The organism is Rhizobium sp. SL86, assembly GCF_026672545.1.
In the GTDB taxonomy this organism is placed as follows: Bacteria; Pseudomonadota; Alphaproteobacteria; order Rhizobiales; family Rhizobiaceae; genus Neorhizobium.
On record NZ_JAPPRJ010000002.1, the window covers coordinates 621,320 to 635,584 of the forward strand.

At 61.3% G+C, this 14,265-nt stretch carries 12 protein-coding genes; 8 read left to right on the plus strand and 4 right to left on the minus strand.

Going from position 1 to position 14,265, the window contains the following annotated elements; all coding sequences use genetic code 11:
* Positions 1-123: 123 nt before the first annotated feature.
* A complete protein-coding gene (locus tag OU993_RS15095; protein WP_268158710.1) occupies positions 124-1,200 on the plus strand; it encodes a tartrate dehydrogenase in 1,077 nt (358 codons plus the stop codon).
* 90 nt (positions 1,201-1,290) lie between these two features.
* Here the strand turns inward: OU993_RS15095 and OU993_RS15100 are convergent, their stop codons facing one another.
* Genes OU993_RS15100 through OU993_RS15110 form a run of 3 tightly spaced genes read right to left on the minus strand, consistent with a single transcriptional unit; the run spans position 1,291 to position 6,499 of the window.
* Entirely contained in the window at positions 1,291-4,362 is a 3,072-nt protein-coding gene (locus OU993_RS15100; RefSeq protein WP_268158712.1) for an efflux RND transporter permease subunit, read from the minus strand.
* The gene (locus OU993_RS15105) at positions 4,359-5,432 is read right to left on the minus strand and encodes an efflux RND transporter periplasmic adaptor subunit (RefSeq protein ID WP_268158713.1); all 1,074 of its coding nucleotides are present in this window, start codon (positions 5,430-5,432) and stop codon (positions 4,359-4,361) included. The genes OU993_RS15100 and OU993_RS15105 overlap by 4 nt, the downstream gene beginning before the upstream one ends.
* On the minus strand, positions 5,429-6,499 hold the full coding sequence (locus tag OU993_RS15110) for an efflux RND transporter periplasmic adaptor subunit (protein WP_268158715.1): 1,071 nt from the start codon (positions 6,497-6,499) through the stop codon (positions 5,429-5,431). The genes OU993_RS15105 and OU993_RS15110 overlap by 4 nt, the downstream gene beginning before the upstream one ends.
* A 165-nt stretch (positions 6,500-6,664) precedes the next feature.
* Here OU993_RS15110 and OU993_RS15115 point away from each other — a divergent pair, with 165 nt between their 5' ends.
* On the plus strand, positions 6,665-7,306 hold the full coding sequence (locus OU993_RS15115; RefSeq protein WP_268158717.1) for a TetR/AcrR family transcriptional regulator: 642 nt from the start codon (positions 6,665-6,667) through the stop codon (positions 7,304-7,306).
* Positions 7,307-7,459: 153 nt separating this feature from the next.
* Positions 7,460-7,651 (plus strand): hypothetical protein, encoded by a 192-nt coding sequence (locus OU993_RS15120; protein ID WP_268158719.1) that lies wholly within the window; start codon positions 7,460-7,462, stop codon positions 7,649-7,651.
* An 83-nt stretch (positions 7,652-7,734) separates the two neighbouring features.
* On the opposite strand, the gene OU993_RS15125 is transcribed toward OU993_RS15120, so the two are convergent.
* Positions 7,735-8,331: a histidine phosphatase family protein gene (locus OU993_RS15125; RefSeq protein WP_268158722.1), complete on the minus strand. Its 597-nt coding sequence runs from the start codon at positions 8,329-8,331 to the stop codon at positions 7,735-7,737.
* Positions 8,332-8,566: 235 nt separating this feature from the next.
* On the opposite strand from OU993_RS15125, the gene OU993_RS15130 reads away from it, so the two are divergent.
* The 5 genes from OU993_RS15130 to OU993_RS15150 all read left to right on the plus strand — a co-directional run bounded on the left by OU993_RS15130 (position 8,567) and on the right by OU993_RS15150 (position 14,253).
* Complete coding sequence (locus OU993_RS15130) at positions 8,567-9,895, plus strand: tetratricopeptide repeat protein (protein ID WP_268158725.1); 1,329 nt, start codon at positions 8,567-8,569, stop codon at positions 9,893-9,895.
* A gap of 26 nt (positions 9,896-9,921) precedes the next feature.
* Positions 9,922-10,404: a hypothetical protein gene (locus OU993_RS15135; RefSeq protein WP_268158727.1), complete on the plus strand. Its 483-nt coding sequence runs from the start codon at positions 9,922-9,924 to the stop codon at positions 10,402-10,404.
* Between the two features lie 8 nt (positions 10,405-10,412).
* Positions 10,413-12,068 (plus strand): thiamine pyrophosphate-binding protein, encoded by a 1,656-nt coding sequence (locus OU993_RS15140; protein WP_268158729.1) that lies wholly within the window; start codon positions 10,413-10,415, stop codon positions 12,066-12,068.
* Positions 12,052-13,194 (plus strand): OpgC family protein, encoded by a 1,143-nt coding sequence (locus tag OU993_RS15145; RefSeq protein WP_268158731.1) that lies wholly within the window; start codon positions 12,052-12,054, stop codon positions 13,192-13,194. The genes OU993_RS15140 and OU993_RS15145 overlap by 17 nt, the downstream gene beginning before the upstream one ends.
* A 159-nt stretch (positions 13,195-13,353) precedes the next feature.
* A complete protein-coding gene (locus OU993_RS15150) occupies positions 13,354-14,253 on the plus strand; it encodes a methylenetetrahydrofolate reductase (RefSeq protein ID WP_268158734.1) in 900 nt (299 codons plus the stop codon).
* Positions 14,254-14,265 lie beyond the last annotated feature (12 nt).

Consider the following 14,265-nt stretch of genomic DNA (forward strand, 5'->3'; position numbering starts at 1 on the left):
CCTGTTCCGTTCACCATCTTATATCGGGACGACCGGCGGTTGACAAACAGGGGTGGCTTGATGAATTTATCCTTGCATGCAAGACGGCGTGTCAACACGAAGACAAAACCGGCTGGGAGTGTGATGCGCGAATACAAGATAGCGGCGATCCCCGCCGATGGTATCGGTCCGGAGGTAATTGCTGCCGGCTTGCAGGTTCTGGCGACGCTTGCCGAGCGTTGCGGTGATTTCAGCCTAGTGGTTCGGACCTTCGATTGGGGCTCGGACTATTACCGCCGGACTGGCGCGATGATGCCGGCCGATGGTCTGGATCAGTTGAACGCCTTCGATGCCATCTTTTTCGGCGCCGTTGGCGCGCCTGACGTTCCGGATCACGTGACACTCTGGGGCCTGAGGCTGCCGATCTGCCAGGGGTTCGATCAATACGCCAATGTCCGACCAACCAGGATATTGCCAGGCATCACGTCCCCTTTGCGCAATTGCGGTCCGGGCGATCTCGACTGGGTGATCGTCAGGGAAAACTCTGAGGGTGAATATTCCGGCCATGGCGGACGCGCGCATAAAGGCCTGCCGGAGGAGGTGGGCACGGAAGTCGCGATCTTCACCCGCGTCGGCGTCACCCGGATCATGCGTTATGCCTTCAGGCTGGCGCAGGCGCGTCCCCGCAAGCTCCTGACGGTTGTGACGAAATCCAATGCGCAGCGCCATGGCATGGTGATGTGGGACGAGATCGCAGCGGAGGTCGCGCGCGAATTTCCAGACGTTGCCTGGGACAAGATGCTGGTGGACGCCATGACCGTACGGATGACGTTGAACCCGAAGAGCCTGGATACGATCGTCGCCACCAACCTGCACGCCGATATCCTGTCGGATCTTGCCGGCGCGCTGGCCGGAAGCCTGGGCGTTGCACCGACCGCCAACATCGATCCGGAGCGGCGTTATCCGTCCATGTTTGAGCCGATCCATGGCTCGGCCTTCGATATTGCCGGCAAAGGGATCGCCAATCCCGTCGCGACCTTCTGGACCGCCGCGCAGATGCTGGACCATCTCGGCGAGAGACAGGCGGCGGCCTGCCTGATGCAGGCGGTGGAACGTGTCACAGGTGCAGGTATTCTGACCCCCGATGTCGGCGGTGTCGCGACGACGCAGGCGGTAACGGATGCGGTTTGTCGGGCAATCAGCGGCACCAATATCCTCTGAAGGCCGTGAGCGTCAGAAGGGAAATGTCAGGAGTATCATTGCATTAAAAAGGTGCCTGGTTGGGCGACCAGGCACCTTCGAAGCCACTGTTTACACGGTGGCGTCGCTGGCCGTGCTGGGGGTGGGTTTTTTGACACGGAACCAGACGATATAGAGGGCAGGCAGGAACAGCAGCGTCAGCACCGTTCCGACAATGATGCCGCCCATCATGGCGTAGGCCATCGGGCCCCAGAAGATCTCGCGCGAGATCGGGATCAGCGCGAGCGAGGCGGCAGCCGCGGTCAGCATGATCGGACGCATACGATGTTCTGCTGCCTCCTTCACGGCATCCCAGGCCTCCTTGCCCGCTTTCCGCAGCGTGTCGATCTCCACCACCAGGATGACGGAGTTTCGGATCAGGATGCCGATCAGCGCCAGCACGCCGAGGATCGCGACGAAGCCGAGCGGTGCACCGGAGGGCAGCAGCGCCGCCACCACGCCGATGAGGCCGAGCGGAGCGACGATGACCACCATGAACAGGCGCTGGAAGCTTTGCAGCTGGAACATCAGGATCGTCATCATGGTCAGAAGCATCAGGGGCACGACGGCCGCGATCGGCGCCTGGCTCTTTGCGCTGCTTTCCACAGTGCCCGCCGGCTCCACCGTATAACCGGCTGGCAGCTTGGCGGCGAGGGCTTCGATGGCCGGCTTCAGGTGCTGGTCGATCGTGGCTGGCTGCGTGCTGTCACCAATGCCGGCCTTGACCGTGATGGTCGGGATCCGGTCACGGCGCCAAATGATCGGTTGCTCCTGTTCGTAACGGAACGTGGCGATCGCAGCGAGCGGAACCGACTGCCCGTTGCTGCCCGGAAGCTGCAGATCCCGCAGTGTCTCGATCGACTGGCGCTCTTCCTTCGTCGCACGTGCCACAACATTCACCAGATAGATGCTGTCGCGGATCTGGGTGATGGTGGAGCCGCCGGTGATGTTGTTGAGCGCCGTTGCGATGTCGGAGGAGGTGACGCCGAGTTGGCGCGCCTTATCCTGCATCACGTCGACCTTCACCACGCGGGCCGGTTCGTTCCAGTCGAAGACGATGCGGGTCAGGCTCGGGTCGGCGCCCAGGATGCCGGCCAGTTCCTGTGCGTAGGTGCGCACCATCTGCGGGTCGGGACCGCTGACGCGGTACTGCACGGGGCGACCGACGGGCGGGCCGAGTTCCATCTGCTTCACGAAGACGTCCGTCCCCGGGTAAGCGGTGGCCGCGACCTCTTCCAACTTGGCCATCAGGCGGTTGCGAGCCTCGATGTCCTTGGCGACAACGACGATCTGGCCAAAGTTGTTGGTGGACGGCTGAACATCGAAGGACAGGACGAAGCGCTTGGCACCCTGGCCGACATAGGACGTCCAATGGTCGACATCCGGGCTGCCGGCGATGTACTTGGCCTCGAAGGCGTCCATCTCCGCTTTCGTTTCGGCAATCGTATAGTTCTGGCGTGCGGTCCAGTCGATGATCAGTTCCGGACGGTCGGATGCCGGGAAGAACTGCTGCTGGACAAAGCCCATCCCGTAGATCGAGGCCCCGAACATGGCGGCGGTGACCAGGATCGTCATCTTCGGCCAGTGCATGCAGGCGCTCAGCATGCCGGAGAAGGCGCGCATTACTACGCCCTTCTTTTCGTGATGGGCTTTCATCGTCTTCGGCAGGATGAGCACACCCAGCAAAGGTGAGAAGAGCACGGCCACGATCCAGGACACGATCAGCGAGACGGCGATGACCACGAACAGCGTGAAGGTGAATTCACCGGCGGCACTGTCGTTGAGACCGACCGGCATGAAGCTTGCGACCGTGACGAGCGTGCCCGTCAGCATCGGGAAAGCGGTGGAGGTCCACACCGCGGTTGCGGCTTTGGGCAGGGGTTCGCCGTGTTCAAGTTTCGAGACCATCATCTCGATGGCGATCATGGCGTCATCGACCAGCAGGCCGAGCGCGATGATGAGCGCGCCGAGCGAGATACGCTGCAGCGATATGCCGAGATATTCCATGAAGACGAAGGTGATCGCCAGAACCAGCGGGATCGAAACGGCAACCACCAGGCCGGCGCGCATGCCGAGACTGATGAAGCTGACGACAAGAACGATGACGATGGCCTCAAACAGCGCCTTGGTGAAGCCGCCAACGGCTTCCTCAACGACAACGGCCTGGTCGGCGACGTGATGCACGCCGATGCCGATCGGCAGATCCGCGATGACCTTGTCCATTTTTTCCGTCAGCGCTTCGCCGAAGTTCAGCAGATTGGCGCCGGGTTTCATGCCGATGGCGAGGCCGATCGCGGCTTGGCCGTTGACACGAAACAGCGCCTGTTGCGGATCGGAATAGGTGCGGGTGATCTTCGCAACGTCGCTCAGGCGGAAGAAGCGGTCGTTGACGCGCAGATTGATGTTGCGCAGCGCCTCTTCGGAGGCGAACTGACCGGATACACGCAGATTGATGGTTTCGGCGCCGGTGCGCAGGGTGCCGGAAGCGACCACCGCATTCTGGTTCTGCAGCGTCTCGACGATCTGGCTCTGGGTGATGCCAAGCGCCGCCATCTGTTTGGTGGAAAATTCAAGATAGACCACCTCGTCCTGCGCGCCGATCAGATCCACCTTGCCGACATTCGGCACGGACAGAATTTGCTGGCGGGCCGCTTCGAGATAGTCCCGCAACTGGCGTTGCGTCAGCCCGTCGGCGGTGAAGGCATAGATATTGCCATACACATCGCCGAAACTGTCGACAAAGGTCGGACCCTGCACGCCGGACGGCAGGTTCGGCACGATATCGTTGACCATGTTGCGGACCTTGATCCAGGTCGGCTTGACGTCCTTGGCCTTGGTGTTTTCCAGCAGGTTCACATAGATCGTCGTCTGGCCAGGCGAGTTGATGCTCTTCGTATAGTCGAGCGATTCAAGTTCCTGGAGCTTCTTTTCGATACGATCGGTGACCTGGCTCGTCATCTCCTCCACGGACGCACCGGGCCAGGAGGCCTGAATCAACATCGTCTTGATGGTGAAGTCCGGATCTTCTTCGCGGCCGAGATTGATATAGGAGAGGATGCCCGCCACACTGGCGAGGATCATGAAGTACCAGACGAGCGACTTGTGCTGAAGCGCCCATTCGGAGAGGTTGAATTTCGTATTCATGAAGCGATCTCACCCGAGAGTCGGACAGGTTGATTTTCAGTGAGCGAATTGACACCCGCCGTCACCACGCGCTCGTTTTCCTTCAGACCACTCAGCACATCGACGCCGCCGGCCGCCGAAGGCTGCACCGTGACGGGGCGACGCTGCACCGACAGTCCGTCCTGCGCCACGACCCAGACATAGCGGGAACCGTCTTCGCCGCCGATGGCGGTATCCGGCAGCCACAGATGGCCTTCGCTGGGCGCCAGCGGCGTTGCCGTCACCGTGCTGGCGAATCGGAAACTTTCCGGCGGATTGTCGAGTGCGATCTTCGTGCGGCGCGAGCGTGTGGCGGCGTCCGCCTGCGGCGAGGTTTCGCGCACGGTTCCCTTCACCTTGATCTCAGGATTGGCCTGAAGGGTGACGAGGAAGGGCGTGCCGATGGCGGTCAATTGGCCGTAGCTGTCGGGAATGTCGACCTGTGCATCGCGCGCCTCAAGGCGTGCGATCGTCACGACCGTCTGGCCGGCGGTCACCACTTGTCCCACCTCGGCGGAAACGGCGGAGACGACCCCATCGAATTCCGCTTCAAGCGTCGCGTAATTCAACTGTTCGCGGGCCTTTGTCAGGTCCGCCTGTTCTTGCTGGACGGTGGCTTCGGCGGCTTCCCGCGACTGAACGGTTTCTTCCACCTGTTCCTTGGTCGTGGCATTGGCGGCAAGCAGCGTCTGCTGGCGCTGCTCGTTGACCCGGGCGAGATCGAGTTTCGCGCGTGCCGACGCGAGATCGGCCTCGGCCTGGCGAACCGCCAGTTCCAGGCTTGTTGCGTCCAGCCGGGCAAGAACCTCGCCCTTCGTCACCAGATCGCCGACATTGACATGTCTTTGAACCACGCGACCCAGGACCTGGAAGCCCAAATCGGTGCTGAACTTGGGCTGCACGCTCCCGGCAAAACCGAAGGCTGCTGCCTCGCGTGGCTTCACCAACATGGACAGCACGGGACGCACGGGTGCTTCCGCTTTCTTTTCCTCCGAGCATGCGCTCAGTCCCGCGGCAAGCAGGACGAGAGGAACAACGAACATGACTTTCATTGTGTCGCCTCTTGGCTATAGGAAACCGGCTGGTTCTCGCGCAGGAATTGGCCGCCATCGACGACGATGAGTTCGCCTGGTTTCAGCCCATCGGCGAGCACGACCTTGGAGGCATCATACCGCTCGACCGTGACAGTCTTCAGGAGGGCGACCTTCTTGTCCGGATCAACGACCCAGACTGCAGACTTTCCGGCCTTCGAGAACATGGACTGCCACGGAATGGATATGCGTTCCTGGCGGTCCATGACGACGTTGGCAGTGATGGCGGAACCGAGCGTCATTTCCGGCGGCGGATTGGTGATCGACAATTTGACGCGCACCGTCCCAAGCGATGTATCGAGGGCGGGACTGATTTCACGCAACGTGGCCGCGGCGCGGATCTTCGGGTTCGATACCAGCACCACCTCGAGCGAGATCGGCGCCATCTGGCCGCTCAGTGCCGATTCCTGCACGTTGAAGACCGCGTCTCGCTCGCCATCGTGGGCCAGCGTGAAGACGGTGCTCGATGCCTGGACGACCTGGCCCGTTTCGACACTGCGCGCCGTAATCGTGCCATCCGCATCCGCACGCAGTTCGGTCTGCTGCAGGGTTTCCATGGCCGTATCCAGTTTGGCGCGGGCCGCGTCGAGGTCCTTTACGGCCGACTGATACTGTTGCAGAGCACTGTCGAGATCTTGCTGCGACATGGCTCCGGTCTGGGTCAGGGCCTTGCGGCGAGCCAGGACGGAACTTGTCATGCGAACGGTCGCCTCCTGGGAAGCCAAGGCGGCCTGAGCCGAATCCAGGTCGGCCTTCTGCTCGACTGGATCGAGAGTCGCGAGAATCTGCCCGGCCTTCACATGGTCACCGACGCTGACGGTGCGACTGACCACGCGGCCGGTGATCTTGAAGGACAGATCGCTCTCCACGCGCGCCTTGATCTCACCGGTGCCGGAGGCACGGATGAGGTCGGGCTGCATTTCGGTCGTCGCCACGCGCACATGAGCGAGATAAGGCGGCGTATCTTCCTTTTCCGCATTGCAAGCCGACAAGGCGAGCACGGCTAGGATTGCCGTTGCAAACGGCAATCGGGATCTTTTTTGGTGTTGCACGCTTTGTTCCGGCGTGCCGGCGCTTTTGAGCATGGCCGATATCCAGGGTGTGGTTCTTGAGGGCGGCATTTTATTCATCGACTGTTGAATATAATCGAGTGTCGCGATATTCTTGTCAAGTGTCGAACAGGGAGGCTTTCGATGGATGTGCAAAAGCCCAATGAACGTGGACGGGGCAGGCCCAAGAAGGGGCGGGAATATGATGCCGATTCTTTGTTCGAAGCGGCAGTCGCCTGTTTTGCAGAGCAGGGTTTCGACAAGACCTCGCTTCGCACGATTGCCGTGCGGGCCGGCGTGGATGTCGCACTGATTTCCTACCGATACGGCTCCAAGCTTGGCTTGTGGACCGCGGTTGTTGATGCTGTGGCACAAGAAACGCTGACTCAACTTGCAGTTTCGCGCGAAGAATCGCGCCATTCGCCGTTGGATGAGCAACTTCATCGTCTCTGTATTGATCTCGTTCACCTCGTCAATCGCAGGCCGCTTTTTGCTCAAATTCTCATCAGCGAAATCATGACCAGCGCTGATAACGAAAGAAAAACGGTCATCGAGCAAAAGCTCGCCAATCCTATCTATGGATTGTTACTGAAATACATCCAGGAGATCCGTGGCGAAGAGGAAACGGGAGCAAAAGACAGGAAGCTCGCAGTCGTCGCTGCTATTTCGCTCATTGGTGTGGTCGTTCCCACCCGCACGTTTCTGAGAAGATTCGTGCCGATCGGTGACGAACCTGACAGGCTGTTGGAAGAGCTTGCAGATATTGTCAAACAGATGCTTACGTAAAAAACAACGCAGATGCTCCGCTCTGCACGGAGGTGACACGACGCGCGCGGCGTGACACGCGATTTTGATCGGGCGGATCGCCGATTGCTGGCGCAGGCGGGCTCTTCGTGCTTCACTGCGCGTTAGGGATGTTTCGATCTTAGGGAGCAGCCGGTGTTTCTGGATCTCAAAAGTTACGGCCCACGCCCCGAGCCATTGCCGCCCAAACCGCCGGCCCCCAAGCTGACGCGGCGTGACGAGAAGATCTTTGTCTGGATCATCTGCTTCAATCTCGTCGTGCTGGCGCTTGCGCCAATTGGTGGCGCGTCCGTGATCGATGCCGTTCTTGCGATTTTCGGTTTTTAACGTCCGGCGAGTTCCTCCCGAGGAGGGTCATTTTGCCGTCGGTCGACTTGCGACAGTATGGATCGGCACGCTGCGTCTGCAGATTAGCTGTCTCCTCCGTTCATCCGCTCAAGCACCTTGATCCTTCCGCCATCCGGTCTGGCGATCAGGATCAGCTCTCCGCTTGCTGGAAATATGCCGGTCAGTGCGGTGATATTGACCTGATGCGTGACCAGGATCATCGGTGCGCCGTTCACCTGGCGGGTAAGCCAGTCTCGGAGGCCCCGTGTCTGCCGGTCGCCGTCGCCGCGATTGTCGAAGAAGGAGTTGAGCAGCGGTTGTTCCGTCACCGGTCCAAGAGCGAGAAGGCGCGCAGTCTCAAGGCAGCGGCACCATTGGCTGGAATAGACGCGGGCAGCGGGAATGCCGTTCGCGCGAATGAGGGCGCCAACCGTCCTGGCATCCGTCCGTCCGGCCTCCGACAGATTGCGTTGTGTGCTGCAGTCACCAAGCCGGAACCCCTCCGGATCTCCCGTCCCGGGTGCCTGGGCATGGCGCATGAGCACGATGGCCTGGCCGGATCGCAGGGCCCGCCAATGGTTTTCTGCCGCCAGCGATCTTTGGTCGAGCGCAAGACACAGCAGGCCTGACCCCGACAGGATCAGACATCGACGTCGGTTGATGCGGATGTCGTTGTCCACGAACAGTCTCCGAAAAAGAGAAATTCGGTGTCTTAGCCGAGCCGGTTGCCAATGGCGCGGCCATACCGGGTGATACGCGCGAACCCGGTTTCGGTTCAGGTACCCGCCGTCGTTTTTCGCATCCGCGGCGAAATTGCGCGGAGCGTCTGTAACGAAATTCTCCACCGCTCCGTACCTGACGTATCGGCATGTCGGCCGATGACCGGTCTGCCCAATGACCATGATGGAGCCTCAGATGACCCGCGACGCATTCGACCTTTCGACCAGTACCGATAGCGCTGAAGCCGGCCGGGCCTTCGAAGAGGCCGTATATGGACTGGCCACCCATCGGCCGAATACCGGCGTGGCGCTGCAGGCGACCTTGCGCGCCGATCCCGACCATGTCGCAGGCCATGCGCTCAAAGGTTTCGCCAACCTCATCCTTGCGCGCTCGGAACTGACAGTGCCGGCCGGCGACGCGCTTGCTCAGGCCCGGCGGGCTCTTGCCGCAAAAGCTGGCGGCAGCCTCGATGAAATGGTGCTTGTCGAAGCACTTGCCGATGCGATGGACGGGTCGTTCCTGCGGGCAGCGGACCGGCTGGATGCGGGGTTTGCCGATCGTGCGCACGTTTTTCTTCCGTTCAAGATCTCCCACGCCCTGCGTTTCATGGCCGGTGACCGGACCGGCATGCTGGCACATTCGAAACGCGCGGCGGCGGTCGTTTCGGCCGGTGCTCCTGCCGCAGGCTTCATTTATGGCTGTTACGCCTTCTGTCTGGAAGAGGCCGGAGATTATGATAGGGCCATGCGCATGGGGCGCATGGCTGTGCGCCTGCAGCCGCAGGATTCCTGGGGTCTGCATGCGGTCTCCCACGTTTTCGAAATGCGTGGCGAAACGGATGAAGGCATTGACTGGCTGGAAGGCAGCCGGTCGGAATGGTCGCGCTGCAACAATTTTTCCTTTCACATGGCCTGGCACCTGGCGCTGTTGCATCTGGAGCGCGGTGATCACGATCGCGTGCTGGCACTTTATGACGATGAAGTGCGGCCACAGCCGACGGACGATTTTCGCGATATGGCGAATGCCGTTTCGCTGCTGTGGCGACTCAACAGAATGGGCGTGCATGTCGGCACGCGTTGGCACGAACTGGCGGATTTCGCCCGCGCCCGGCAGAACGACACCACGCTGATCTTCGCCGCGCTCCACAATCTTGCGGCTCTGGTTGCGGTTGGCGACTGGAATGCGGTCCAGAAGCTTGTCTCCAACATCGAGGCCAAGGCGACACAGACGGGGGATCAGGCGCGGGTGGCGGCCGAAGTCGGTGTTCCACTTGCCCGCATGCTGGCGGGCTTCGATGCTCCGGCCGATTGCCAGATGCTCGACCGGCTGATGCTCAACCTGCCGAAGATCGGCGGCAGCAATGCCCAGCGGGATTTCTTCGTGCTGGCGCTTGCCAGTGCGCTCGGACGCAGTGGCGACATGGCCGGTGTGTCGCGCGTTCGTCATGTGCGCGGTCATCTGAAGGCGGAAGACCGCCTGTTTCGCAGGATCCAGCATTCGGCAGGCATGGGCCTGCTGGCTTAATTTCACCAACAGAAGGGGGAATGACAATGACGATGGTAGATATGCACAAACCGAGCCTGTTTCCGCAGATCGACACCGGTCTGATCCGCGTGATCGTGCTGGCCGGCCTTGCCGCCGATATTACCTGGGAAATCTGGGCGCGTGTCATCACGCCGCTGTGGGTCGGCGGCCCTCTGGAGCCGGCCGGACTTATTCAATCCGTGTTCGGTTTCCAGAATCTGTTCCTGGCGGAACTGCTCCACGCCATTGTGGGTATCGTCTTTTATCCCATCGGCTATCTCTTCATCGCCCGTCCGTTGCAGCGGCTGATCCTGCCGCAATTGCCGCTCGTGCTGACAGGTGCCGGTTTTGGCGTCGGCCTCTGGATCTTTGCGCTCTACATCATGGCGCATCTGTTTGCCGGCCTGCCGCCCTTCCTCGGTTTCATCACGCTGACCTGGGCATCTCTCATCGGGCATGTTCTTTTCGGCATCGTGGTTGCCTATGTCGTGCGGGCGTTCGGACGGTGAAGGTCGCGATGGTTGCGATGCGAGGCGATATGACCGCGCAGGCACCGGCTCGGCAGGTCCGTGTGGCGGACCGGGTGGCAGAAACCCTGTTTGCCCACGGTGTGCGTCACGCCTTCGGCATGCCGGGCGGCGAAGTCGTCACCCTGATCGACGGGCTGCAACGTGCGGGCATCGGTTTTAAGCTTTCCCGGCACGAGACGGCGGCGGCCATCATGGCGGCCGGCGTCTCCGTGCTCATGGATCAGCCGCAGGTGCTGGTAACGACGGTCGGACCAGGGCTTGCCAATGCCGTGAACGGGATTGCCGATGCCGTGCAGGAACGTGTGCCGTTGATCGTCCTGTCCGGCATCGTCGACCGGGAGACGCGTGCCCGCTATACCCACCAGGTGATCGACCATGCCGCATTGCTGCGGCCACTGGTCAAGGCATCCTTCGAGATCGAACCGGACAGCGCAGCCGCCACAGTGGCACGGGCCGTCAGGCTTGCAACAACGGAGCCGAAGGGACCGGTGCACCTCGACATATCGCCATCGGTTGCCGCCGCGTCTGCGATCGACACAGGCAGCATGTCGCCGGCACCGGTGCTGATGCCGCAGGTGGGGGTTGATGATCCGCTGATACGGCATCTCGTCGAGCGCATCGGACGTGCGGAACGCCCTCTCATCATTGCCGGGTTCGAGGCTGCGCGCAGTCACTGTTCGGCTGACCTTTTGGCACTGGCGGAAGGTATCGGCGCGCCGGTCGTCACCACCTACAAAGGCAAGGGTCTTCTGCCGGAGGACCATCCCCTCTCGCTTGGTGGCGCCGGACTGTCGCCGAAGGCCGATCGTTTGCTTCTGCCGCTCATCCGTCAGGCGGATCTGGTGCTGGCGATCGGCTACGACCCGATCGAGATGCGGATCGGCTGGATGGATCTCGTTGATGACCCCGCCAACTGGATCGAGATCACCGCGCTGCCCGTCGATCACGGTATGCACCAGGCCGGGCTTCACATTCCTGTTGCGCCGTCAGCACTGCTCGAGACGCTTTCGTCACAGGTACCTCACAAAGCCTCGTGGCCGGCACAGGAATTCGCGGCCGTGCGGCAGGAACTGAGACGTATTTTTTCCGGCGCGGACACATGGGGGCCGAAGGCGATCGTCGAGACTCTCCAGGCGGTTGTTGACCCGGAAACGATCGTCACCGTGGATAGCGGTGCGCACCGAATCCTGCTGTCGCAACAGTGGATCTGCCAAAAGCCTCTGACGCTTCTTCAATCTGCCGGGTTCTGCACCATGGCAGCGGCCTTGCCGCTGGCGATCGGGGCAAAAATCGCCCGGCCGGTCGCGCAGGTGGTCGCCGTCATGGGCGATGGCGGGCTGGAAATGGGGATCGGCGAACTTGCCACGCTGCGTGATCTCGGCCTGCCGGTGACCATCCTGCTGTTCCAGGATCAGAGCCTTGCGCTCATTGCGCTCAAGCAGGCTTCCGCCGGATTGCCGTCTCTCGGCGTTTCGTTGGGACAAACCGATTTTGCCGCTGTCGCCCGAGGATTTGGTGGCTTTGGCGTCACAGTGGAGACCACCGATGACCTCCGTCACGAGCTTTCGGCCGCGCGAGACCGCGAAACCTTCAGCCTCATCTGCTGCCGGTTCGATGCCTCGGCCTATGACGGAGCCTTCTAGCGCTGCCGCCGACCAATTCCTGAAGGTGCCAACGAAACGGAACCGGGATCCGCGTCTCGATTTCTTCCGTGGTGTGGGCATGTTCATCATCCTGCTTGCCCATATTCCCTTTGATCGCTGGGCCTTGTGGATTCCGGCGCGCTTCGGTTTTTCCGACGCGACGGAGATGTTTGTCTTCCAGTCGGGCATGGCGTCGGCGATCGCCTTCGGCGGAACCTTTGATCGCAACGGGGGGCTGGCGCTTGTGGCGCGCGTGGCCCAACGCGTCTGGCAGATCTATTGGGCACATATCGCGCTGTTCATCACGGTCGTCGCCCTCATGACCGTCGCGGGCACACGGCCGGATGGCGTGACCTATCTCGACAGCCTGAACCTGGTACCGTTCATCGAAGATCCGGGCCGGCTTCTGGGAGCCTTGCTGACGCTGCAATACGTGCCGAACTATTTTGACATCCTGCCGATGTATATCGTCGTGCTGGCTCTGTTGCCGGTCATGCTCTTTGCCGAGCGGCTCCACCGCCTGTTGCCGCTCGCCCTGATGCTGGTGCTGTGGCTTCCGGCGCAGTTCGGGCTCCTGAACCTCCCCGCGGAACCATGGTCCGATCGGTCCTGGTTCTTCGATCCATTTGGCTGGCAATTGCTGTTCTTCACCGGTTTCTTCCTGATGCGCGGCACACTCACGGCGCCCGGCTTCGACCGTTCCCTGATGGTGGTTGCCATCCTGATCGTGCTTGCCTCCGTGCCGTTTTCCTGGGTCCGTTTCCATGAAATGCATCCCTTTTTCCATCAGGCGGCACAGCATATCGCGTTCCTTACCGACAAGACGACGTTCGGCCTTCTGCGCTTCATCCATTTTCTCGCGCTGAGCTATACCGTCGTCCACCTCGTCGGAGAGCATGGTTCCCGGCTCAAGGGACCGGTTGTCCGCGTCATGCGGGTCGTTGGGCAACAATCGCTTGCCGTGTTCATCACCAGCATGGTTCTGGCGCAGATAATCGGGATCGGGCTTGATCTGTCCGGTCGCGGTTTGCTGGTCGAGGCGCTCGGCAATCTGGCCGGCTTCGGTGTGCTGATCGGCATTGCCTATGGCGTGCGCTGGTTCAAGCAGATGCCGTGGAAGGCCTAGCGGCACAGGCCCGTCTATCCCTTCCGTGTCGTCTCTGGACACGCAAATGCACGTTTGAGGCAGGTCCAGCTTGGCCGGATGGGCTAAACGTGGCAGAGCAGGACGGGTTTGACACAGCCGACGTCCATTGACGAACAGCGGACGGTTTCAGGGATCGACATGCACGGAACACATCAGGGCCCCATCGACGGCGCGCGAAAGAGCCCTGCCTTCTCGGCATCCTTGCTCGACAGATGGTCGATCGAGGTTTTGCCGCGGACCGCAGCGAAGATCGCAGACTTTAAGGTCCTGCTGCCGGCCGGAACCCGTGTCTATGTGGCCCATGTTGACGGCACGCTACTGGACGACATGGTGGCGACCGCGGCCAGGCTGGCGCGGGATGGCTTTCCGGTCGTGCCGCATATCCCGGCCCGCTCGCTGGAGAATGTGGCCCAGCTTGCGGATCTGCTGGCGCGTTATCGCGACGAAGCCGATGTGCGCCAGGCTCTGCTGCTGGCCGGCGGCAGAACCTCGCCGCGTGGCAATCTGTCAAGTTCGCTCGACCTGATCGAGACCGGCCTGTTTGACAGGTCCGGCTTTACGCAACTGCATATCGCGGGCCACCCGGAAGGCAATCGCGACATTGATGCCGACGGATCGACCCGCGCTGTCGATGCAGCGCTTCTGACGAAGCAGGGTTATGCCGAGCGGACTGATGCCCGGATCGTCATCACCACGCAATTCGCTTTCGATGCGGAGAGCATCATCGCCTGGTCACAGCGGATCGCGACGTTTGGCATCACCTTGCCGATCCATGTCGGATTGGCCGGTCCGGCGAAGCTGCAGACGCTTCTGAAATATGCCATCACCTGCGGTATCGGGCCTTCGCTGAAGATCCTGCAGAAACGGGCACTCGACCTGACGAAGCTGATGGTGCCCTACGAGCCGACGGATCTGTTTCGCACCCTCCAGGCGCACAAGACAGCCCATCCGGAAAGCCTGATTGCCCAGGTCCACCTGTTCCCGCTCGGCGGCATCGAACAAGCCGTCCGGTGGGCAAAGGACGAGTCGGCGCGCTGATCGAGAGTTTAC

Bases quoted from the DNA above. Each gene is read 5' to 3' on its own strand.
- OU993_RS15095 (WP_268158710.1), top strand. From the start codon at position 124: ATGCGCGAATACAAGATAGCGGCGATCCCCGCCGATGGTATCGGTCCG.
- OU993_RS15100 (WP_268158712.1), bottom strand. From the start codon at position 4,362: ATGAATACGAAATTCAACCTCTCCGAATGGGCGCTTCAGCACAAGTCG.
- OU993_RS15105 (WP_268158713.1), bottom strand. From the start codon at position 5,432: ATGAAAGTCATGTTCGTTGTTCCTCTCGTCCTGCTTGCCGCGGGACTG.
- OU993_RS15115 (WP_268158717.1), top strand. From the start codon at position 6,665: ATGGATGTGCAAAAGCCCAATGAACGTGGACGGGGCAGGCCCAAGAAG.
- OU993_RS15130 (WP_268158725.1), top strand. From the start codon at position 8,567: ATGACCCGCGACGCATTCGACCTTTCGACCAGTACCGATAGCGCTGAA.
- OU993_RS15135 (WP_268158727.1), top strand. From the start codon at position 9,922: ATGACGATGGTAGATATGCACAAACCGAGCCTGTTTCCGCAGATCGAC.
- OU993_RS15140 (WP_268158729.1), top strand. From the start codon at position 10,413: ATGGTTGCGATGCGAGGCGATATGACCGCGCAGGCACCGGCTCGGCAG.
- OU993_RS15145 (WP_268158731.1), top strand. From the start codon at position 12,052: ATGACGGAGCCTTCTAGCGCTGCCGCCGACCAATTCCTGAAGGTGCCA.
- OU993_RS15150 (WP_268158734.1), top strand. From the start codon at position 13,354: ATGCACGGAACACATCAGGGCCCCATCGACGGCGCGCGAAAGAGCCCT.